General features: G+C 66.4%; 14 protein-coding genes. 10 read left to right on the top strand and 4 right to left on the bottom strand.

The features are described from left to right. Positions 1–9: 9 nt before the first annotated feature. Entirely contained in the window at positions 10–1,230 is a 1,221-nt protein-coding gene (locus AC3IMC_RS00620; RefSeq protein ID WP_490916468.1) for a sarcosine oxidase subunit beta family protein, read from the bottom strand. Next, on the bottom strand, positions 1,227–2,567 hold the full coding sequence (glyA, locus tag AC3IMC_RS00615; protein WP_490916467.1) for a serine hydroxymethyltransferase: 1,341 nt from the start codon (positions 2,565–2,567) through the stop codon (positions 1,227–1,229). The genes AC3IMC_RS00620 and glyA overlap by 4 nt, the downstream gene beginning before the upstream one ends. A 125-nt stretch (positions 2,568–2,692) precedes the next feature. Between glyA and AC3IMC_RS00610 the strand changes: the two genes are divergently transcribed. After that, on the top strand, positions 2,693–3,361 hold the full coding sequence (locus AC3IMC_RS00610) for a GntR family transcriptional regulator (RefSeq protein ID WP_490916466.1): 669 nt from the start codon (positions 2,693–2,695) through the stop codon (positions 3,359–3,361). Positions 3,362–3,398: 37 nt separating this feature from the next. Here the strand turns inward: AC3IMC_RS00610 and AC3IMC_RS00605 are convergent, their stop codons facing one another. Beyond that, positions 3,399–4,604, bottom strand: a complete 1,206-nt coding sequence (locus AC3IMC_RS00605) for an ROK family protein (RefSeq protein ID WP_490916465.1) — start codon at positions 4,602–4,604, stop codon at positions 3,399–3,401. Positions 4,605–4,694: 90 nt separating this feature from the next. Here AC3IMC_RS00605 and AC3IMC_RS00600 point away from each other — a divergent pair, with 90 nt between their 5' ends. The 7 genes from AC3IMC_RS00600 (at position 4,695) to AC3IMC_RS00570 (ending at position 13,323) form a co-directional block, all read left to right on the top strand. Further along, positions 4,695–5,972, top strand: coding sequence for an ABC transporter substrate-binding protein (locus AC3IMC_RS00600; protein ID WP_490916464.1), 1,278 nt, complete (start codon positions 4,695–4,697; stop codon positions 5,970–5,972). A 39-nt stretch (positions 5,973–6,011) separates the two neighbouring features. Beyond that, positions 6,012–6,947 carry a carbohydrate ABC transporter permease gene (locus AC3IMC_RS00595; RefSeq protein WP_490916463.1) on the top strand — a complete coding sequence of 312 codons (936 nt, stop codon included), beginning with the start codon at positions 6,012–6,014 and terminating at the stop codon, positions 6,945–6,947. Continuing rightward, a complete protein-coding gene (locus AC3IMC_RS00590) occupies positions 6,944–7,858 on the top strand; it encodes a carbohydrate ABC transporter permease (RefSeq protein WP_490916462.1) in 915 nt (304 codons plus the stop codon). The genes AC3IMC_RS00595 and AC3IMC_RS00590 overlap by 4 nt, the downstream gene beginning before the upstream one ends. Before the next feature lie 69 nt (positions 7,859–7,927). Continuing rightward, positions 7,928–9,640, top strand: a complete 1,713-nt coding sequence (locus AC3IMC_RS00585) for a glycoside hydrolase family 13 protein (RefSeq protein WP_490916461.1) — start codon at positions 7,928–7,930, stop codon at positions 9,638–9,640. Continuing rightward, a complete protein-coding gene (ppgK, locus tag AC3IMC_RS00580; RefSeq protein WP_490916460.1) occupies positions 9,637–10,452 on the top strand; it encodes a polyphosphate--glucose phosphotransferase in 816 nt (271 codons plus the stop codon). Before AC3IMC_RS00585 ends, ppgK begins: the two co-directional genes overlap by 4 nt. A gap of 62 nt (positions 10,453–10,514) precedes the next feature. Continuing rightward, entirely contained in the window at positions 10,515–12,428 is a 1,914-nt protein-coding gene (locus AC3IMC_RS00575) for an alpha-amylase family protein (protein ID WP_490916459.1), read from the top strand. A 37-nt stretch (positions 12,429–12,465) separates the two neighbouring features. Next, positions 12,466–13,323, top strand: a complete 858-nt coding sequence (locus AC3IMC_RS00570) for a prephenate dehydratase (protein WP_490916458.1) — start codon at positions 12,466–12,468, stop codon at positions 13,321–13,323. Here AC3IMC_RS00570 and AC3IMC_RS00565 read toward each other — a convergent pair. Then, complete coding sequence (locus AC3IMC_RS00565; RefSeq protein ID WP_490916457.1) at positions 13,293–15,218, bottom strand: FAD-binding monooxygenase; 1,926 nt, start codon at positions 15,216–15,218, stop codon at positions 13,293–13,295. The two genes, AC3IMC_RS00570 and AC3IMC_RS00565, sit on opposite strands and share 31 nt — an antisense overlap. Before the next feature lie 229 nt (positions 15,219–15,447). Here AC3IMC_RS00565 and AC3IMC_RS00560 point away from each other — a divergent pair, with 229 nt between their 5' ends. Together AC3IMC_RS00560 and AC3IMC_RS00555 are read left to right on the top strand one after the other, a co-directional pair. After that, positions 15,448–16,911, top strand: a complete 1,464-nt coding sequence (locus AC3IMC_RS00560) for a fumarylacetoacetate hydrolase family protein (protein ID WP_490916766.1) — start codon at positions 15,448–15,450, stop codon at positions 16,909–16,911. Beyond that, positions 16,904–17,599 (top strand): GntR family transcriptional regulator, encoded by a 696-nt coding sequence (locus tag AC3IMC_RS00555; protein ID WP_490916456.1) that lies wholly within the window; start codon positions 16,904–16,906, stop codon positions 17,597–17,599. The genes AC3IMC_RS00560 and AC3IMC_RS00555 overlap by 8 nt, the downstream gene beginning before the upstream one ends. Positions 17,600–17,607: the final 8 nt, after the last annotated feature.

Genomic DNA, 17,607 nt, shown 5'->3' with positions numbered 1-17,607 from the left:
GGCGGGCGGCTAGTGGGCCACGGCGGCGGCGCCGTGTTCGTCGATGAGGGCGCCGGTTTCGAAACGCTCCAGCGAGAACGGCTCGTTCAGCTTGTGCGGGGCGCCGGTGGCAATGGTGTGCGCGAAGGTCATGCCGGCGGCGGGCGTGCCCTTGAACCCGCCGGTACCCCAGCCGCAGTTCACGAACATGTTCTCCACCGGGGTCACGCCCACGATCGGCGAGGCGTCCATGGTGGTGTCCACGATGCCGCCCCAGGTCCGGAGCACGTGGGCCCGGGCAAAGATGGGGAAGAGCTCGACGGCGGCCGCCATCTGCTGCTCGATCACGTGGAAGGAGCCGCGCTGGCCGTAGCCGTTGTAGGAGTCCACGCCGGCGCCCATGACCAGTTCGCCCTTGTGCGCCTGCGAGACGTAGACGTGGACGTGGTTGGACATGACCACGGTGGGGTGGACGGGCTCGTGCAGCTCGGAGACCAGCGCCTGCAGCGGGTGGGACTGGATGGGCAGCTGGAAGCCGGCCAGTTCGGCCAGGACGGAGCTGTGGCCGGCGGCGGCCAGGCCCACCTTTTCGGTGTGGATGGTGCCGCGGTTGGTCTTGACGCCCACCACGCGGTTGCCGTCCTTCAGGAAGCCGGTCACTTCGCAGTTCTGGATGATGTCCACGCCCATTTCGTCGCACTTGCGGGCGAAGGCCCAGGCCACGTGGTCGTGCTTGGCGATGCCGGCGCGGGGCTGGTAGGTGGCGCCCATGACCGGGTAGCGGATGTCGTCGCGGATGTTCAGGATGGGGCAGAGTTCCTTGACCTGCTGCGGGTCCAGCCATTCGGCGTCCACACCGTTGAGCTTGTTGGCGCCCACGCGGCGGATGCTTTCGCGGACGTCGCCCAGGGTGTGGGCCAGGTTCATCACGCCGCGCTGGCTGAACAGGAAGTCGTACTCGAGTTCCTCGGGCAGGATCTCCCAGAGCTTGAGGGCATGCTCGTAGATGGCCGCGCTCTCGTCCCAGAGGTAGTTGGAGCGGATGATGGTGGTGTTGCGGGCCATGTTGCCGCCGGCGAGCCAGCCCTTTTCCAGGACGGCGATGTTGGTCATCCCGTGGTTCTTGGCCAGGAAGTAGGCGGTGGCCAGGCCGTGCCCGCCGCCGCCGACGATCACGGCGTCATAGGAGGACTTGGGCTCCGGGTTCCGCCACAGGAAGTCCGGGTGCTCAGGAAGGTGCGGTGCGCTCACTGTGCGGCTCCAATCAGGTCTGCCTCGGCTTCGGCCAGGCTGGCATCGGCGGTCAGGTGCGGGTAGAGGGGGAACTTTTCGGCCAGGGCGCTCACGCGGGCGCGGAGTTCGACGGCGGTGTCCCCGGGCAGGGTGCCCGTGCCGGCCGAGGCGATCAGCGCCGTCGCGATGATGTCCGCGACCTCGGTGAATTCCGCGGCGCCGAAGCCGCGGGCGGCCAGGGCCGGGGTGCCGATCCGCAGGCCCGAGGAGACCATCGGGGGGCGGGGATCGAACGGGACGGCGTTGCGGTTGACGGTGATGCCGATCTGGTGGAGGGCGTCCTCGCCCTGCTGGCCGTCGAGTTCGGAGTGGCGCAGGTCCACCAGGACCAGGTGGACGTCGGTGCCGCCGTTGACCACGGAGATGCCAGCGGCTGCCACGTCTTCCTTAAGGAGGCGTTCGGCGAGCAGCTTGGCTCCCTGCAGGACCCGCTCCTGGCGTTCCTTGAACTCGGGGGCGGCGGCGAGCTTGAAGGCCACGGCCTTGGCGGCGACCACGTGCTCCAGCGGCCCGCCCTGCTGGCCGGGGAACACGGCGCTGTTGATCTTCTTGGCGTATTCCTCCTTGGCGAGGATGACGCCGCCGCGGGGGCCGCCGAGGGTCTTGTGGGTGGTGGTGGTGACCACGTCAGCGTAGGGGACGGGGTTCGGGTGCAGGCCTGCGGCCACGAGGCCGGCGAAGTGGGCCATGTCCACCATCAGGTAGGCGCCCACGAGGTCGGCGATGCGGCGGAACTCGGCGAAGTCCAGCTGGCGGGAGTAGGCGGACCAGCCGGCCACGATCAGCTTGGGCTTGTGCTCCAGGGCGAGGGCTTCCACCTCCACCATGTCGATGCGGAGGTCCTCCTCGCGGACGTGGTACGGAACCACGTTGTACAGCTTGCCGGAGAAGTTGATCTTCATGCCGTGCGTGAGGTGGCCGCCGTGGGCCAGGGACAGGCCCAGGATGGTGTCGCCCGGGTTCAGCAGGGCGAACATGGCGGCGGCGTTGGCCTGGGCGCCGGAGTGCGGCTGCACATTGGCGAATTCGGCGCCGAAGAGGGCCTTGACGCGGTCGATGGCGAGCTGTTCGATGACGTCCACGTGCTCGCAGCCGCCGTAGTAGCGCTTGCCCGGGTAGCCCTCGGCGTACTTGTTGGTCAGGACCGAGCCCTGGGCCTCCATCACAGCCGACGGAGCGAAGTTCTCCGAGGCAATCATTTCCAGCGTGGACTGCTGGCGGTGCAGTTCCCGTGCAACGGCGGCGGCGACGTCGGCGTCTACCGTGGCGAGCGAGGCGTTCAGTACGTCCTGCATTGTTCTCCTTCAAAGCCCTTCGGAGTTACTGATCCATAACTGATCTGTAACTGATATATTAGAACTGACGTAATAGTATGTTGCAGATCACTTCGCAGTCAATAGCTACCTTGGGAGCCCTCGAAATGAGCGTCACACTGGAGAACCACCTCGTCGGGGACGGGGACCTTTCGCTCGCCGAGCAGGCCTACCGGCACCTTCGGGACCGCCTCATCATGCTCGACATCCGGCCGGGCGAGGCGATCAACGACGGCAAGATCGCCAGCGACCTTGGCATCGGCCGCACCCCGGTGCGGGAAGCGCTTAAGCGCCTGGAAAGCGACCACCTCGTGGTGTCCTACCCGCGGCGCGGAACGTTCGCCACCGTCGTCGACATCACCGAACTCGCGGACGTCTCGGAACTGCGCGAGTCCCTGGAACCCCTGGCCGCGCGGCGTGCGGCCAAACTGGCAACGCCGGCGCTGCGGGCCGAGATCCGGGAGACGGCCAAGGCGATTGCCGGCATGGATCCGGGCGATGACCCCTACGACCTGATGCGCTACGACATCAAGGTGCACCGCCTGATCTACCGGGCGGCGGCAAATGCCCACCTTGAGGACGTCCTGATCCGCTACGACAACCTGGCCACCCGCATCTGGTGCATGGTGCTGGAGAAGGTGCCCTCCGTGGCGGAGCACATTGCCGAGCACGTGGAACTTCTGGAGGCCGTGGCCGACGGTGATTCCGAGCGGGCGGGCAAGCTGGCCCTGGAGCACGTCAGCAGCTTCGAGCAGGCCATCCGCAACGTCCTCTAGCCCTTCGGCGCGCCAGGCTTCCCAGGCAACCCCGCGGTCAGGAACGCACGGCCCGGGGGAGGAACGCCATAGGCTCACGCCTGATCCGGATCAGCGCGGACTCGATGGCGCCCTGCACCACTACCTCCGCCCCGAGCGTGCTGGCAACCAGGGACGGAAGGGGCAGGCCGGAGTCCGTGGGCAGCAAACTGCGCGCGTGTTCCAGGACGGGCCCGATGGCGCTTGAGATCCCGCCCGCGATGACCACCCGCTCAATGTCGAGCAGGCTGGCGAGCACCACGGCAATCCGCGCCAGGCGGGCGGCCAGCCGGCCGATGATGTCCCCTGCCAGCGGATCCCCCTCGCGCGCCGCCTGGAAAACATCCTCCGCCTGGATCCCATCCTCGGGAAGCCGGCGCAGTGAGGTGGTTCCCCCGTAGGAATGGATGCCCTTGCGCGCCCACTTCCGCGCAAGGGCCCCCAGCCCGTCCGAGCCTCCCTCGCCGGGCACGAGCCTGCTGTCGAACACGTCAAGGAACCGCATTTCGCCGGCGCCGCCCTGGCGCCCCCGCAGCAGGCGCCCGTCCACGATCAGGCCGGCGCCAAACCGCTCCCCGGACAGGAGGGTTGCCACGTTGGCGGACGGTTCCTGCGCCTGCTCCGCAATGGCGGCGAGGTTGGCGTCATTCTCGACGATGACAGTGCCGGGAAGGGCAGGGGCGAATCCGGAATTCATCAACTGCCAGAACTCGCCCCCCTCCGGGGACATACCCTCTGCGTCCACCGGCGCAGGCACGCCGACCACCGTGAGCAGGACGTCGCCGTCCCCGCATCCCGCATCCGCGAGCGCCTGGCCGACCAACTCCTGCGCGCTTGCAACGCGCCCGGCACGTCCCAGCGCATGGGAGTCGATGCTTTTGCGGCGCTTGCCAAGCTCGCGGCCGCGCAGGTCCGTCACCAGGGTGGTGAGATAGCCTTCGCCGGCATCCAGCCCCACCACCACGCCTGCTGCTTCGCGCAGCTGGTAGCGGCGCGCCGGCCGGCCCTTGGGCGCGGGACCGGCGTCGCCGCCGTCGCTCACTTCCTCAAGCCAGCCCGCGCCAACAAGCCCGTCGCAGACGCCCAGCACCGTCGCGCGCGTCAGCCCGGTCGCGGCCATGGCCTCCCCCGCAGTGAAGACCTGCTCCTGCAGGGCGAAGCGCAGCAGTGCCTCCGAGTTGATCTGGCGTAACAGTTGGGTCGAGCTCGCCGTAGTTCCGTCCACCCCTTGACGATAGCCCCTGCCTCCACCATCCTCGTATAGGACCTAAATATAAGATCCAAATCAATTCTCTTCGAAAGCCCTTAGGAGCCGATGTTGCCACCTTTGACGCCTGCGGGGACGCGAGTCTCCCGACGCACTTTCCTCGCCGCTGCCGGAGGTGCACTGGCCGCTTTCGGCCTGGCCGGGTGCTCCCCGGCTGGCAGCAGGCCCACCATTACGTTCCACCAGTCAAAACCTGAAGCGGTTCCGTATTTCCGCGACCTGGCCGCCAAGTTCACCGACTCCCAGGACCGCTTCCGGGTGCTGCATGACATGGCAACCAACCTCTCCGCCAGTTTCGTCCGCAGCAGTCCCCCCGACCTGGGCTGCCTCAACTACAACCTGGAGATGGCCCGGTTCATGGAGCGCGGGGCGCTCTCGGACCTTTCCGACCTCCCCGAAGCGGCTTCCATCCGGGAAGACGTCCTGGACCTGACGAACTGGTACCCCACCTACCCGGGGCGTACGAGCGTTGTACCTTACTCCGTCATGGCGGCGTCGGTCATCTACAACCGCCGCATCTTTGCTGGGCACGGACTCGCCGTTCCCACCACCTGGGACGAACTCATCGAGGTGTGTGAACGGTTGAAGGCAGCTGGCGTCACCCCGATCTACGGAACCTTCCGCGATCCGTGGACGGTGGCGCAGGGCCTGTTCGACTACACCGTGGGCGGCATGGTCGACGTACGCGGCTTCTACAAGAAGATGCACGACATTGGCGAGGACGTCGGGCCGGATTCCGAGGTGTCATTCCAGAAGACCATGCTGGAGCCGGTGCAGCGCATGGTCCAGCTGACGAAGTACGTCAACCCCGACGCTTCCAGCCGGGGCTACGGCGACGGCAACACGGCCATGGCACAGGGACAGGCGGCCATGTACTTCCAAGGGCCCTGGGCTTTCGGTGAAATCGAAAAGGCAGGCACCGACCTGGACCTCGGTACCTTCCCCCTGCCCATGACCGCCGACCCCGCGGACCTCAAGGTCCGCGTGAACATCGACCTCTCGCTCTGGGTCCCCGAAGTCTCGAACGGCCAGGAAGGGGCGCGCGCCTTCCTGCAATACCTTCTGCAGCCGGAGGTCCAGAACCCCTACAACGCCAAGTTCCTGGGGTTCGGCACGGTCAAGGACGCTCCCCCGGTGACGGACCCCCGGATCGTCGAGATGCAGAAGTACTACGACGAGGGCCGTTTCTACATGGGCGCGTCCCAGTTCATTCCGAACACTATCCCGGCCGCTAACTACATCCAGTCGATCATCGGGGGCGCCGACCCCGAGGGCACGCTGCGCCGGATGGACGCCGACTGGGCGCGCCTGGCTTTCCGGGCGTAACCACACTTCCGATCTGACGCACGAAACGAGGACCCACCCATGTCATCAATGACGAGACCTTCCACCAGGGCGGCGGTGACCCCCGAGGCAGCGCCCAAAGCGGCAACGGCCCGCAAGAGCCGTGTCGACCCGCTGTACTACTTCTTCCTGTTCCCGTCGCTGGCGATCTTCACGCTGGCCGTGACACTTCCCGCAGTGCTCGGATTCGTTTACAGCTTCACCAACTCGGTCGGCTTCGGCGACTCCGAGTTCATCGGCATCCGCAACTTCATCGCGGTCTTCCGCGACGAAGGAATCCTCGGCGCCTACGGCTTCACGCTCGCCTTTTCGCTTGTGACGGTCATCGTCGTGAATATCCTGGCTTTCCTGCTGGCCCTGGGACTGACCTCCCGTGTCCGCTTCCGCACTGCGCTGCGCACGGTGTTCGTGATCCCGATGGTGATCTCGGGCATCGTCATCGCGTTTGTCTTCCAGTACCTCTTCTCGAATTCGCTGCCCCTGCTCGGCAAGGGCATGGGAATCGAACCGCTCGCGTCAAGCATCCTCGCCAACCCCGACCTCGCCTGGCTGGCGATCGTCTTCGTCACGGCATGGCAGTCGATTCCCAGCGCCATGCTCATCTACATCGCCGGGCTCCTCACCGTCCCGGCGGAGGTCTACGAGGCAAGCTCCATCGACGGTGCAACGCCCTGGCACAACCTGCGGCACATCACCCTGCCGCTCGTTGCCGGGTACGCCGTGATCAACACGGTGCTCGGCTTCAAGAACTACCTCAACGCCTACGACATCATCGTGGGCCTGACCGACGGCGGCCCTGGCGTTGCCACCCGCAGCGTCGCCATGGCGATCTTCCGCGGCTTCGAAGGCGGCGACTACGCCTACCAGATGGCCAATGCCGTGATCTTCTTCCTCATCAGCATTGCCATCGCACTCATCCAGCTCCGCTTCACCCGTGGCAAAGGAGGGATCGCATGAGCAACGCGACCCGCACCGTCCTCGCAGAACCCATTACCGCAGGACCAACCACCGCAGGACCGGCTTCCGGAAAGCGCCGCATCCGCACGGGGCACGAACGCACGAACTGGCCGGCCACAGTCGTCCTGATCGTCTGCACGCTCGCCGTGCTCGTTCCGCTGTATGTCACCCTCAGCATGGCGTTCAAGACCACCGGCCAGGCAGTCGATGGCAACGCGTTCTCCCTGCCAAGCCCCTTGACCCTCGACAGTTTCACCCAGGCCTGGACACTGACGAACTTCCCCCGCGGCTTCGCGATCTCGGTGTTCGTGTCTGTGACCGCGGTCATCGGGGAGATCGTTGTATCGGCGCTGGCGGCCTATGCGATCGTCCGCAACTGGGACCGCCGGCTCTTCCGCTGGTCGTTCTTCTACCTGCTGGCGGCCATGTTCATCCCGTTCCCGGTGGTGGCACTCCCGCAGATCCAGCTCACGGGACTCGTGGGACTGGACAACCCGCTCGGTGTGGCCATCCTGCACATCGTCTTTGCCCTGGCGTTCAACACGATGCTGTTTACGGCGTTCCTGCGCTCCATCCCCCTGGAACTGGAGGAAAGCATGCGGATGGACGGCGCCGGAACGTGGCAGGTGTTCTGGAAGCTCATCTTCCCGTTGCTCGGACCCATGAGCGCAACGGTCGGCATCTTCGCCTTCATCGCCTCCTGGAACGACTTCATGATGCCCTCGCTCATCATTTCCGATCCTGAACTGCAGACCATCCCCGTGCTGCAAAAGATCTTCCAGACACAGTTCAGCAACAGCTACAACGTCGCGTTTGCCTCTTACCTCATGGCGATGGCGCCGGCCATCGTCGTGTACCTGTTTACCCAGCGCTGGGTGATGTCCGGCCTCACCCAGGGTGCTGTCAAGTAAGCCTGCCGCCAAGTAGTGACGACCCCGCGCCCAGCCACCGACCTGCACCAAGAACCGAAGGAACGAATCTTGCCCACCACCGCCACCATGGCAACCCGCACCGACGCACTCCGGATGGACGATCCCACCTGGTGGCGCCAGGCCTCCGTGTACCAGATCTACCCCCGCAGCTTCGCGGATTCCAACGGCGACGGAATGGGAGACATCAACGGCATCACCGCGAAGGTCCCGTACCTGAGGGAACTGGGCATCGACGCCGTCTGGCTGAGCCCCTTCTACCCCTCCGCCCTGGCCGATGGCGGCTACGACGTGGACGACTACCGCAACGTGGACCCGCGGCTGGGCACGCTGGAGGACTTCGACGCGATGGCCAACGCCCTGCATGAGGCGGGCATCAAGCTGATCGTGGACATCGTGCCCAACCACTCCTCGGACCGCCACGAGTGGTTCCGCGAAGCCCTCGCCGCACCCAGGGGCTCCGCGGCCCGTGACCGCTACGTCTTCCATGACGGACTGGGCGACAACGGTGAGCTGCCGCCGTCGGACTGGATCTCGGTGTTCGGCGGCCCGGCGTGGGAACGCATTACCGAACCGGACGGCACCCCCGGCCAGTGGTACATGCATATTTTCGCCAAGGAGCAGCCCGACTTTAACTGGGACAACCCGGAGGTCCGGGAGGACTTCCTGGCGACCCTGCGCTTCTGGTCCGACCGCGGCGTGGACGGCTTCCGCATCGACGTTGCCCACGCGCTGACCAAGAACCTCGAAGAAACCCTGCCCACCACGGCAGACCTTGAGGCCCAGGGCGAAGCGCTGTACCTCGAAGGCCGGCACCCCTACTGGGACCGGGACGAAGTCCACGAGATCTATGCCGAGTGGCGCAAGCTGTTCAACGAATACACCCCGCCGCGCACCGCCGTCGCCGAAGCCTGGGTGCACGCAGACCGCCGCGCCCGTTACGCCAGCCCGGAGGGACTGGGCCAGGCCTTCAACTTCGACCTGCTGCAGGCCGACTTCGACGCCGCCCAGTTCCGGACGATCATCACCAAGAACCTCGCCGAGGCCGACGCATCGGGCGCCTCGTCCACCTGGGTGTTCTCCAACCATGACGTCGTCCGGCATGCCACGCGCTACGGGCTTCCTGCGTCCGAAGATTCGGCCGCAGGCATCATGGCGGGGCAGGCGGGCAAGCAGTGGCTGCTGGCCGGCGGCAGGCAGGAGGACGTCGACGTCGAACTCGGCCTGCGCCGCGCCCGGGCCGCGTCCCTGCTGATGTTCGCCCTGCCCGGCTCCGCGTACCTGTACCAGGGCGAGGAACTGGGCCTGCAGGAAGTCGGCTGCGAAATCCCCGACTCCGGGCGCCAGGACCCGGCTTTCTTCCGGAACAAGGGCGTGGACGTCGGCCGGGACGGCTGCCGCGTCCCGCTGCCCTGGACGCCCGGTGGCACGTCCTTCGGCTTCGGGGCGGGCGGCTCCCACCTGCCGCAGCCTGCATGGTTTGCGGACAGCTCGGTGGAAGCCCAGGACGGCAAGGAGGGCTCCACCTTGTCCCTCTACCGGCGGGCAATGGCCCTGCGGTCGCAGCTGCAGACAGCTGAGGCGCTGGAGTGGCTGGAGACCGGCCGCGAGGACGTCGTGGCGTTCCGGCGTCCCAACGGCTGGACTTCCGTGACGAACTTCGGCGCGGAAGCCTTCGAGCTGCCCGCCGGTGAGGTGCTGGTCTCCAGCTCGCCGCTGGAAGCAGGCAGCCTGCCCGGCGCTGCCACCGCGTGGCTCCGGTGACGGCCACCACCGAGGCTGCGGCGGGAGCGGATTTCCGGATCGGCATCGATGTTGGCGGGACGTGGATCAAGGGCGCCCTCATCGACCTTGCCGGCGGCACCCCTGCCGGCGCAGTCCGCCGCCTCCAGACACCGCCGGGCGGCAGCGTTGATGCTGTTGCGGCCACCATGGACCGGCTCATCGTTGAGCTCGAAGCCGGGACGCCTGGGGCTGCAGAAGGTGCTGTGGGCGTCGCCATCCCTTCGATTGTCCAGCGGGGAGTGGCGAGGTCAGCGGCAAACATGGACCGCAGCTGGATCGGGCTTGACGTCCAGTCCTACCTGCGGTCCCGTCTTGGCCGGCCCGTCTGCGTCATGAATGACGCAGACGCCGCCGGCATGGCCGAAGCGCATTACGGCGCTGGGGCAGCCAAGCAGGGCGTTGTCCTGGTCCTGACCCTGGGAACAGGCATCGGCTCTGCACTGATCGTCGACGGCAGGCTGGTGCCCAACTTCGAACTGGGCCACTTGGAAATGGGCGGCTGCAAGGCTGAATCGCAGGCATCCGCCGTCGTCCGGGAAAACGAAGGGCTCGACTGGGTGGAGTACGCGGGCCGGCTGCAGCAGTACCTCTCGCATGTGGAGTTCCTGTTCTCGCCGGACCTCATCATCATCGGCGGGGGAATTTCAGCCTGCAGCAACGAATACCTGCCCCGGCTGTCACTGCGCACCCCCGTCATTCCGGCAAGCCTGGAAAACTCGGCGGGCGTGGTGGGAGCGGCCCTGCAGGCAACGGCCACTGGAAATAGTTCATTCAAAATCCCTGGAGTGTGACATGGAATACTTCAGTACAAGTGCCGCCGGACGTGCCGGCGGGGGCCGGAAGGGGCTGTGGCATGCAGGGAACCGTTAACGAGGACGAAGAAGCCCGCCAGCATGTGCTGTCCGCGGTGGCACGGGAACGCGGACTCGGCCTGGCGGCGGATCCGGACTTTGACCGGCGCCTGGCGGAGCACTTTCCCACCCTCCGCAGCCTCTTCCATTCGCTGTACGGCGACCGGACGGACTGGCTGGAGCAGCTGTCCGCCTTGGTGCTGCAGAGCGCGCGGTCCTGGCAGGAACGCCCGGAGGAGCTGAAGGCCCTGGACGCCGAGCGGGAAGGCAACCCGGACTGGTTCCAGGCCAACGGCATGCTCGGGGGCGTCTGCTACGTGGACCGCTATGCCGAAAGCCTGGAAGGAGTACGGGCGCGGATCCCTTACTTCAAGGAACTCGGCCTCACCTACCTGCACCTGATGCCCCTGTTCCTGGCACCGGAGCCGCACTCCGACGGCGGCTACGCGGTATCCAGCTACCGGCAGGTCAACCCCAAGCTGGGGACCATGGACCAGCTGCGTTCGCTGGCCGCGGAGCTGCGCCGCAACGGCATCAGCCTGGTGGTGGACTTCATCTTCAACCACACCTCGGACGAGCACGAGTGGGCGCGGAAGGCTGCTGCCGGAGACCCTGAGTACAGCGACTACTACTGGATCTTCCCTGACCGCACCATGCCGGATGCCTTTGAAGGGAACGTGCGGGAGATCTTCCCTGAAAACCACCCGGGGTCCTTCATCCAGATGGCGGACGGCCGCTGGGTCTGGGCCACATTCCACACGTACCAGTGGGACCTGAACTACTCCAATCCGGACGTTTTCAGGGCCATGGCGGGCGAGATGCTGTTCCTGGCCAACCAGGGCGTGGACATCCTGCGCATGGACGCGGTGGCCTTCATCTGGAAGCAGCTGGGGACTCCCTGCGAGAACCTGCCGCAGGCCCACACGCTGCTGCGCGCCTTCAACGCCGTGTGCAGGCTGGCGGCGCCGTCACTGCTGTTCAAGTCCGAAGCCATCGTGCACCCGGATGAGGTTGCGCTCTACATCGACCCCGCCGAATGCCAGCTTTCCTACAACCCGCTGCAGATGGCGCTGATCTGGGAATCCCTGGCCACCCGGGACGTTTCGCTCCTGGCCCAGGCGCTGGAACGCCGGCACAACATCCCGGACGGCACGGCCTGGGTGAACTATGTGCGCAGCCACGACGACATCGGCTGGACGTTCGCCGACGAGGACGCCGCCGAGCTGGGGATTAACGGCTTCGACCACCGTCGGTTCCTGAACTCGTTCTACGTCAACCGGTTCCCGGGCAGCTTCGCCCGAGGTGTCCCCTTCCAGGACAATCCCAAGACAGGTGACTGCCGGATTTCAGGCACGACGGCGTCGCTGTGCGGCATGGAGGTCAACCCGGCGGAGGCGGTGGAACGGATCCTCCTGGCCCATTCGGTGCCGTTCAGCACCGGCGGCATCCCGCTGCTGTACCTGGGCGACGAGGTGGGCCAGGTCAACGACTACAGCTACGCCTCCGAACCGGGGCATGAGGCTGACAGCCGCTGGGTGCACCGGCCGCACTTCCCGGCCGAACAGTACGCCCGCCGTGACGACCCCGCCACGCCGGAAGGGGCGGTGTACGCGGGCCTGAAACGGATGATCGAGGTCCGGGCCGGCACTCCCGAACTGGCCGGGACCACGTTGGTGGACTTCGCCACCAACAACCGCTCCGTGCTCGGTTACCAGCGACCAGGGGACGCGGAGGAGGCCGGAATCATCCTTGCGCTGGCGAACTTCGGCGACTCCCCGCAGACCCTGCCCGCGGAAACCTTCGGCGGGTACTCGCCTGCCGCCGTCGACCTTCTCTCCGAAGCGGCCCTGGACCTGGGCGACGGCGTCACGCTGCTCCCGCGCCAGTACCTCTGGCTGCGCGTTAGGCCGCAGTAATTGGGAGCTGGCGCCGGCGCGTGAAACCATACGGATCATGGCCTCCAAGATTGCGTACCAGGGTGAGCCCGGCGCCAACTCCAATATCGCGTGTCAGCAGATGTTCCCGGACATGGAAAGCGTCCCGTGCGCCAGCTTCGAGGACGCCTTCGAGCTGGTGGCCAGCGGCGAGGCGGACCTGGCCATGATCCCGATCGAGAACTCCATTGCCGGCCGGGTGGCGGACATCCACATCCTGCTCCCGCAGTCCAACCTGCAGATCGTGGGCGAATACTTCCTGCCCATCCACTTCGACCTGTTGGGCATCCCGGGCAGCACCATCGAAGGCGCCACCGAAGTCCACAGCCACATCCACGCCCTGGGCCAGTGCCGGAAGCTGATCCGCGACCACGGCCTGAAGCCCGTCATCGCCGGTGACACTGCGGGCTCCGCCCGGGAAGTGGCCGAGTGGAACGACCCCCGCAAGCTGTCCCTCGCTCCCCCGCTGGCCGCACAGATCTACGGGCTTGAGGTGCTCGCATCCCGCGTGGAGGACGACCCCTCCAACACCACCCGCTTCGTAGTCCTGGCCCGGGAAACGGCACTGCCGGCCCGGGACGAACTTCCCGGACCGGCAGTCACCAGCTTCGTGTTCCGTGTCCGCAACGTCCCCTCCGCCCTGTACAAGGCGCTGGGCGGTTTCGCCACCAACGGCGTGAACATGACCCGGCTGGAGAGCTACATGGTGGGCAACGAATTCGCCGCCACCATGTTCATGGCGGACGTGGAAGGCCACCCCGAGGACCTGCCGCTGAAGCTGGCCCTCGAGGAACTGGACTTCTTCACCACCGAGGTCCGGATCCTCGGCGTCTACCCGGCGGCGGACTACCGGGCAGCGGCGGCCGCCACAGCCTGACGCGGCTTCGCGGGTGCCGCCTTCAGCAGCGGGGCGAAAAAGGCACCGAGCTCCGCGGTTGCCGTCAGCGGCAGGACGTTGGCCACGTACTGGTCCGGGCGGACCAGCACCACAACGCCGTTCCGGTCCAGGCCGCGCAGGTCGAAGATGTCGGCCTTGGGATCGGTGGCGTACACCTTTTCGTAGTCAGTCAGCTTGAACGGGCCCACCTGCGGCTTGAAGACGGCGGGCACGGCACTGATGTCGACGGCGGTGTGCGGCTGCTGGTAGATGACCTTCAGGTCGAACCACGCGTCCGGGTCGGCGCCGGCAGGGGTGGCCGCCAGAGGGGACTCGGGCGACTTCGCAAACCAGTCTGCGAGCAGGTCCGTGGCCGAGTTGGTGCCGGGCTGGGCGGGATCGGCGAAGACGTAGATCCGCCAGCGGCCGTCAGCGGTGGCGTGGTGGCCCAGGTGGATGGGGTTGGTGTCCCCTACCCGCACGACCGGCGCGGACTTGAAGCGCTTGCCCACCGGGAAACCGGAAGCCAGGTCCTGGTGCTCCGTGCTGCCGATGATCAGGGAGGGGGCGTACTGGGTCATGAATCCGGCCGGGAACTCCGCCGTGCGCACGTAGAAGTCCTCGAGATCGGACGGGTGCTCGAACTCCTCGGGCTTCTTGGCCATCATGGTTGACCATTCCTTGTCGAAGTCGATCAGGTTCTTGGCCACCACCTGTCGTTCCTCAGAGTAGGTGGCCAGCAGGCTCTCCGGGCTGCGGCCCTCCAGCACGTGGCCCAGCTTCCAGGCGATGTTGAAGCCGTCCTGCATGGAGACGTTCATGCCCTGGCCGGCCTTGGCACTGTGGGTATGGCAGGCATCCCCGGTGATGAAGACCCGCGGTGTCCGGGTGCCGCGGTCCTCCGGGAGGACGTCGTCGAACCTGTCCGTCAGCCGGTGGCCCACCTCGTAGACGCTGTGCCAGGCCACGTTGCGGACGTCCAGCGTGTACGGGTGGAGGATTTCGTTGGCTTTGGCGATGATCTCCTCGATGCTGGTGTTCCGCACGGCGTGGTGCGTGGCCGGGTCCACCTCGCCCAGGTCCACGTACATGCGGAACAGGTGCCCGCCTTCGCGCGGAATCAGCAGGATGCTGCCTTTTTCGCCCTGGATGGCGCACTTGGTGCGGATGTCGGGGAAGTCGGTGACGGCGAGGGTGTCCATCACGCCCCAGGCGTGGTTGGCCTGGTCGCCGGCGAGCGTGCAGCCGATCGCCTGGCGCACCTTGCTGCGGGCACCGTCGGCGCCGACCACGTACTTGGCACGGACAACGCGCTCCTGCCCCTCCTTCGGGCCCGCGGTGTGCCGGAGCGTCACCGTGACCGGGTACTCGCCGACGCCGGTAACCTCCAGGCTTTCGAAGTCGTAGCCGTAATCGGGCTTCAGGCGGGTGGGGGAGTTGGCTGCGAACTCCGCGAAGTAGTCCAGCACGCGTGCCTGGTTGACGATCAGGTGCGGGAATTCGCTGATGCCCGTTTCGTCGTCCACGGCCCGGGCGGCCCTGACGATGTTCGCGTGGTTGGCAGGGTCCGGCTTCCAGAAGGCCATCTCGGTGATCCGGTACGCCTCCGCGATGATCCGCTCCGCGAACCCGAAGGCCTGGAACGTCTCCACGCTGCGGGCCTGGATGCCGTCGGCCTGGCCGATGGCAAGGCGGCCGGGGCGGCGCTCGATGATGCGGGTGGTCACGCCGGGGAACATGGACAACTGCGCGGCGGCGAGCATCCCCGCCGGGCCGGTGCCCACGATGAGCACGTCCACTTCCTCCGGAAGCTCCTCAGGGCGGTCAAGGCCGACGCCGGCGGCCGGAAGGATGCGCGGGTCACCGGATACGTATCCGTGGTGGTGGAACTGCACGGGCTTTCCTCACTTCTTTGTGGATGACTCAGCAAATGTGTTCTATATCGGAACACTTGATTCGATAATCGAAAACTGCGAACTTGATTTCCACTGTACGCCGGATGTGACGCGTGCGACAAGTGGCTCCGGCTCGCTCGGAAATCAGCCTGAAAACCAGGGCTTGACGGATCCCTCAAACCTGAGGATAGTGATCGTATACGATTTCGTACCTGATGAGGAGAAGGCTTTGGAGCAGGTCAACGGCGACACCCTGGCAGCAGCACGCAAGGTGATCGCGGTACACATCAACTACCCCAGCCGGGCCGCCCAGCGCGGCCGCACCCCGGCGCAGCCGTCCTACTTCCTCAAGCCCTCCACCTCCCTTTCCCTGAGTGGAAGCCCTGTGGAACGCCCGGCCGGCTGTGAACTGCTCGGCTACGAGGGCGAGATCGCCCTGGTGATCGGCAAGGCCGCCCGCCGGGTTTCCATGGAAGATGCGTGGAGCCACGTCGCCGCCGTCACGGCGAGCAACGACCTCGGCGTGTACGACCTGCGCTGGGCGGACAAGGGCTCCAACCTCCGGTCCAAGGGTGGCGATGGGTTCACCCCGGTGGGCCCCGCACTGATCCCGGCAGACGCCGTCGACCCTTCCAAGCTGCACATCCGCACCTGGCACAACGGCGACCTGGTCCAGGATGACACCACCGAAGACCTGCTCTTCCCGTTCGCCCGGCTGGTGGCGGACCTGTCCCAGCTGCTCACCCTCGAAGAAGGCGACATCATCCTCACCGGCACCCCCGCCGGCGCTTCGGTTGCCAAGCCCGGTGACATCCTGGAGGTGGAGGTGGGCACCCTTGATGGGGCCCTGTCCACGGGCCGCCTGGTCACCACCGTCGAGGAAGGCACGACGGCGTTCGCCGACTTTGGTGCCCAGCCCAAGGTTGATGACCTGCAGCGGGAGGAGGCCTACGGATCCCGCGAAGCCGCCGGGCTGGCCGCGGTTACCCGCGCCCTCTCCCCGGAACTAAGGGCAAAACTTGAGTCGGTTGCCACCGCCACGCTGTCCTCCCAGATGCGCAAACGCGGCCTGAACAACGTCAGCATCGACGGGCTGCAGGCCACCCGACCGGACCGCAAGGTGGTGGGCCTGGCCCGGACGCTGCGCTACGTTCCCAACCGCGAGGACCTCTTCAAGACACACGGCGGCGGGTTCAACGCCCAGAAGAAAGCCATTGACTCCGTCAACGAGGGCGAAATCCTGGTCATGGAGGCCCGGGGAGAGAAGGGCACCGGCACTGTAGGGGACATCCTGGCCCTGCGTGCGCAGGTCCGCGGCGCGGCAGCCATCATCACCGACGGCGGCGTCCGTGACTACAGCGCCGTCGCGGACTTGGAGATGCCCACGTATTTCGCCAACCCGCACCCCGCCGTGCTGGGCCGCCGCCACGTCCCGTGGGACACGGACATCACCATCGCCTGCGGCGGCGCCACCGTCCAGCCCGGCGACATCATCGTGGCCGACTCGGACGGCATCCTGGTCATCCCGCCGGCCATCGCCGAAGAGCTGGCGGACGACTGCATCCAGCAGGAAAAGGAAGAAGCGTTCATTTTCGAAATGGTCCGGCAGGGCAACAGCGTGGACGGCCTCTACCCGATGAACTCCGAATGGCAGGCACGGTACAAGGAGTGGGAAGCGAAGGCCAATGACTGAGACCACCATGGTTGCCGGCAGCAAATCCGAACAGGCGTACCAGGTCGTGAAGGCACGGATCGTTGAAGGCACCTACACCCCCGGCTACCGGCTGGTCCTGGGCTCGATCGCCAAGGACCTCGGCTTCAGCGTGGTCCCGGTCCGCGAAGCCATCCGGCGGCTTGAAGCCGAAGGTCTGGTGACGTTCGAGCGCAACGTCGGCGCCACGGTTGCCGGGATCGATCCCACCGAATACCTCTACACGATGCAGACCCTGAGCATCGTGGAGGGCGCCGCCACCGCCTTGTCCGCGCCGCTGATCGATCCTGCGGCCATCGCCCGGGCCCGTGCCGTGAACGAAGAAATGCGGAAATGCCTGGACCACTTCGATCCCGTCCGCTTCACCCAGCTCAACCAGGACTTCCACAGCGTCCTGTTCGAGCACTGCCCCAACCCGCACATCCTGGACCTGGTGCACCGTGGCTGGAACCGGCTGGCGGCGCTGCGGTCCTCCACGTTCCGTTTCGTCCCCGGCCGCGCCCGCGGCTCAGTGGATGAACACGAAAACCTGCTTCAGCTCATCGAGACCGGCGCCGACGCCGACACGATCGAAAAAGCAGCCCGGCACCACCGCACTGCAACATTGGACGCCTACCTCGCCCAAACCCCCTGGCCGCAGCCCCCCGCAGTACACCAAGAACACAGTTAGGACTTCAA

This window comes from Arthrobacter sp. E70 (assembly GCF_058266945.1).
The sequence above is the reverse complement of the archived record's forward strand: the minus strand, read 5'-3'. Positions and strand labels throughout refer to the sequence as shown.

What these genes read in the sequence shown, in the direction of transcription:
- AC3IMC_RS00590 (WP_490916462.1), top strand. Translation starts at nt 6,944, where the DNA reads ATGAGCAACGCGACCCGCACCGTCCTCGCAGAACCCATTACCGCAGGA.
- AC3IMC_RS00570 (WP_490916458.1), top strand. Translation starts at nt 12,466, where the DNA reads ATGGCCTCCAAGATTGCGTACCAGGGTGAGCCCGGCGCCAACTCCAAT.
- glyA (WP_490916467.1), bottom strand. Translation starts at nt 2,567, where the DNA reads ATGCAGGACGTACTGAACGCCTCGCTCGCCACGGTAGACGCCGACGTC.
- AC3IMC_RS00610 (WP_490916466.1), top strand. Translation starts at nt 2,693, where the DNA reads ATGAGCGTCACACTGGAGAACCACCTCGTCGGGGACGGGGACCTTTCG.
- AC3IMC_RS00595 (WP_490916463.1), top strand. Translation starts at nt 6,012, where the DNA reads ATGTCATCAATGACGAGACCTTCCACCAGGGCGGCGGTGACCCCCGAG.
- AC3IMC_RS00555 (WP_490916456.1), top strand. Translation starts at nt 16,904, where the DNA reads ATGACTGAGACCACCATGGTTGCCGGCAGCAAATCCGAACAGGCGTAC.
- AC3IMC_RS00575 (WP_490916459.1), top strand. Translation starts at nt 10,515, where the DNA reads ATGCAGGGAACCGTTAACGAGGACGAAGAAGCCCGCCAGCATGTGCTG.
- AC3IMC_RS00600 (WP_490916464.1), top strand. Translation starts at nt 4,695, where the DNA reads ATGTTGCCACCTTTGACGCCTGCGGGGACGCGAGTCTCCCGACGCACT.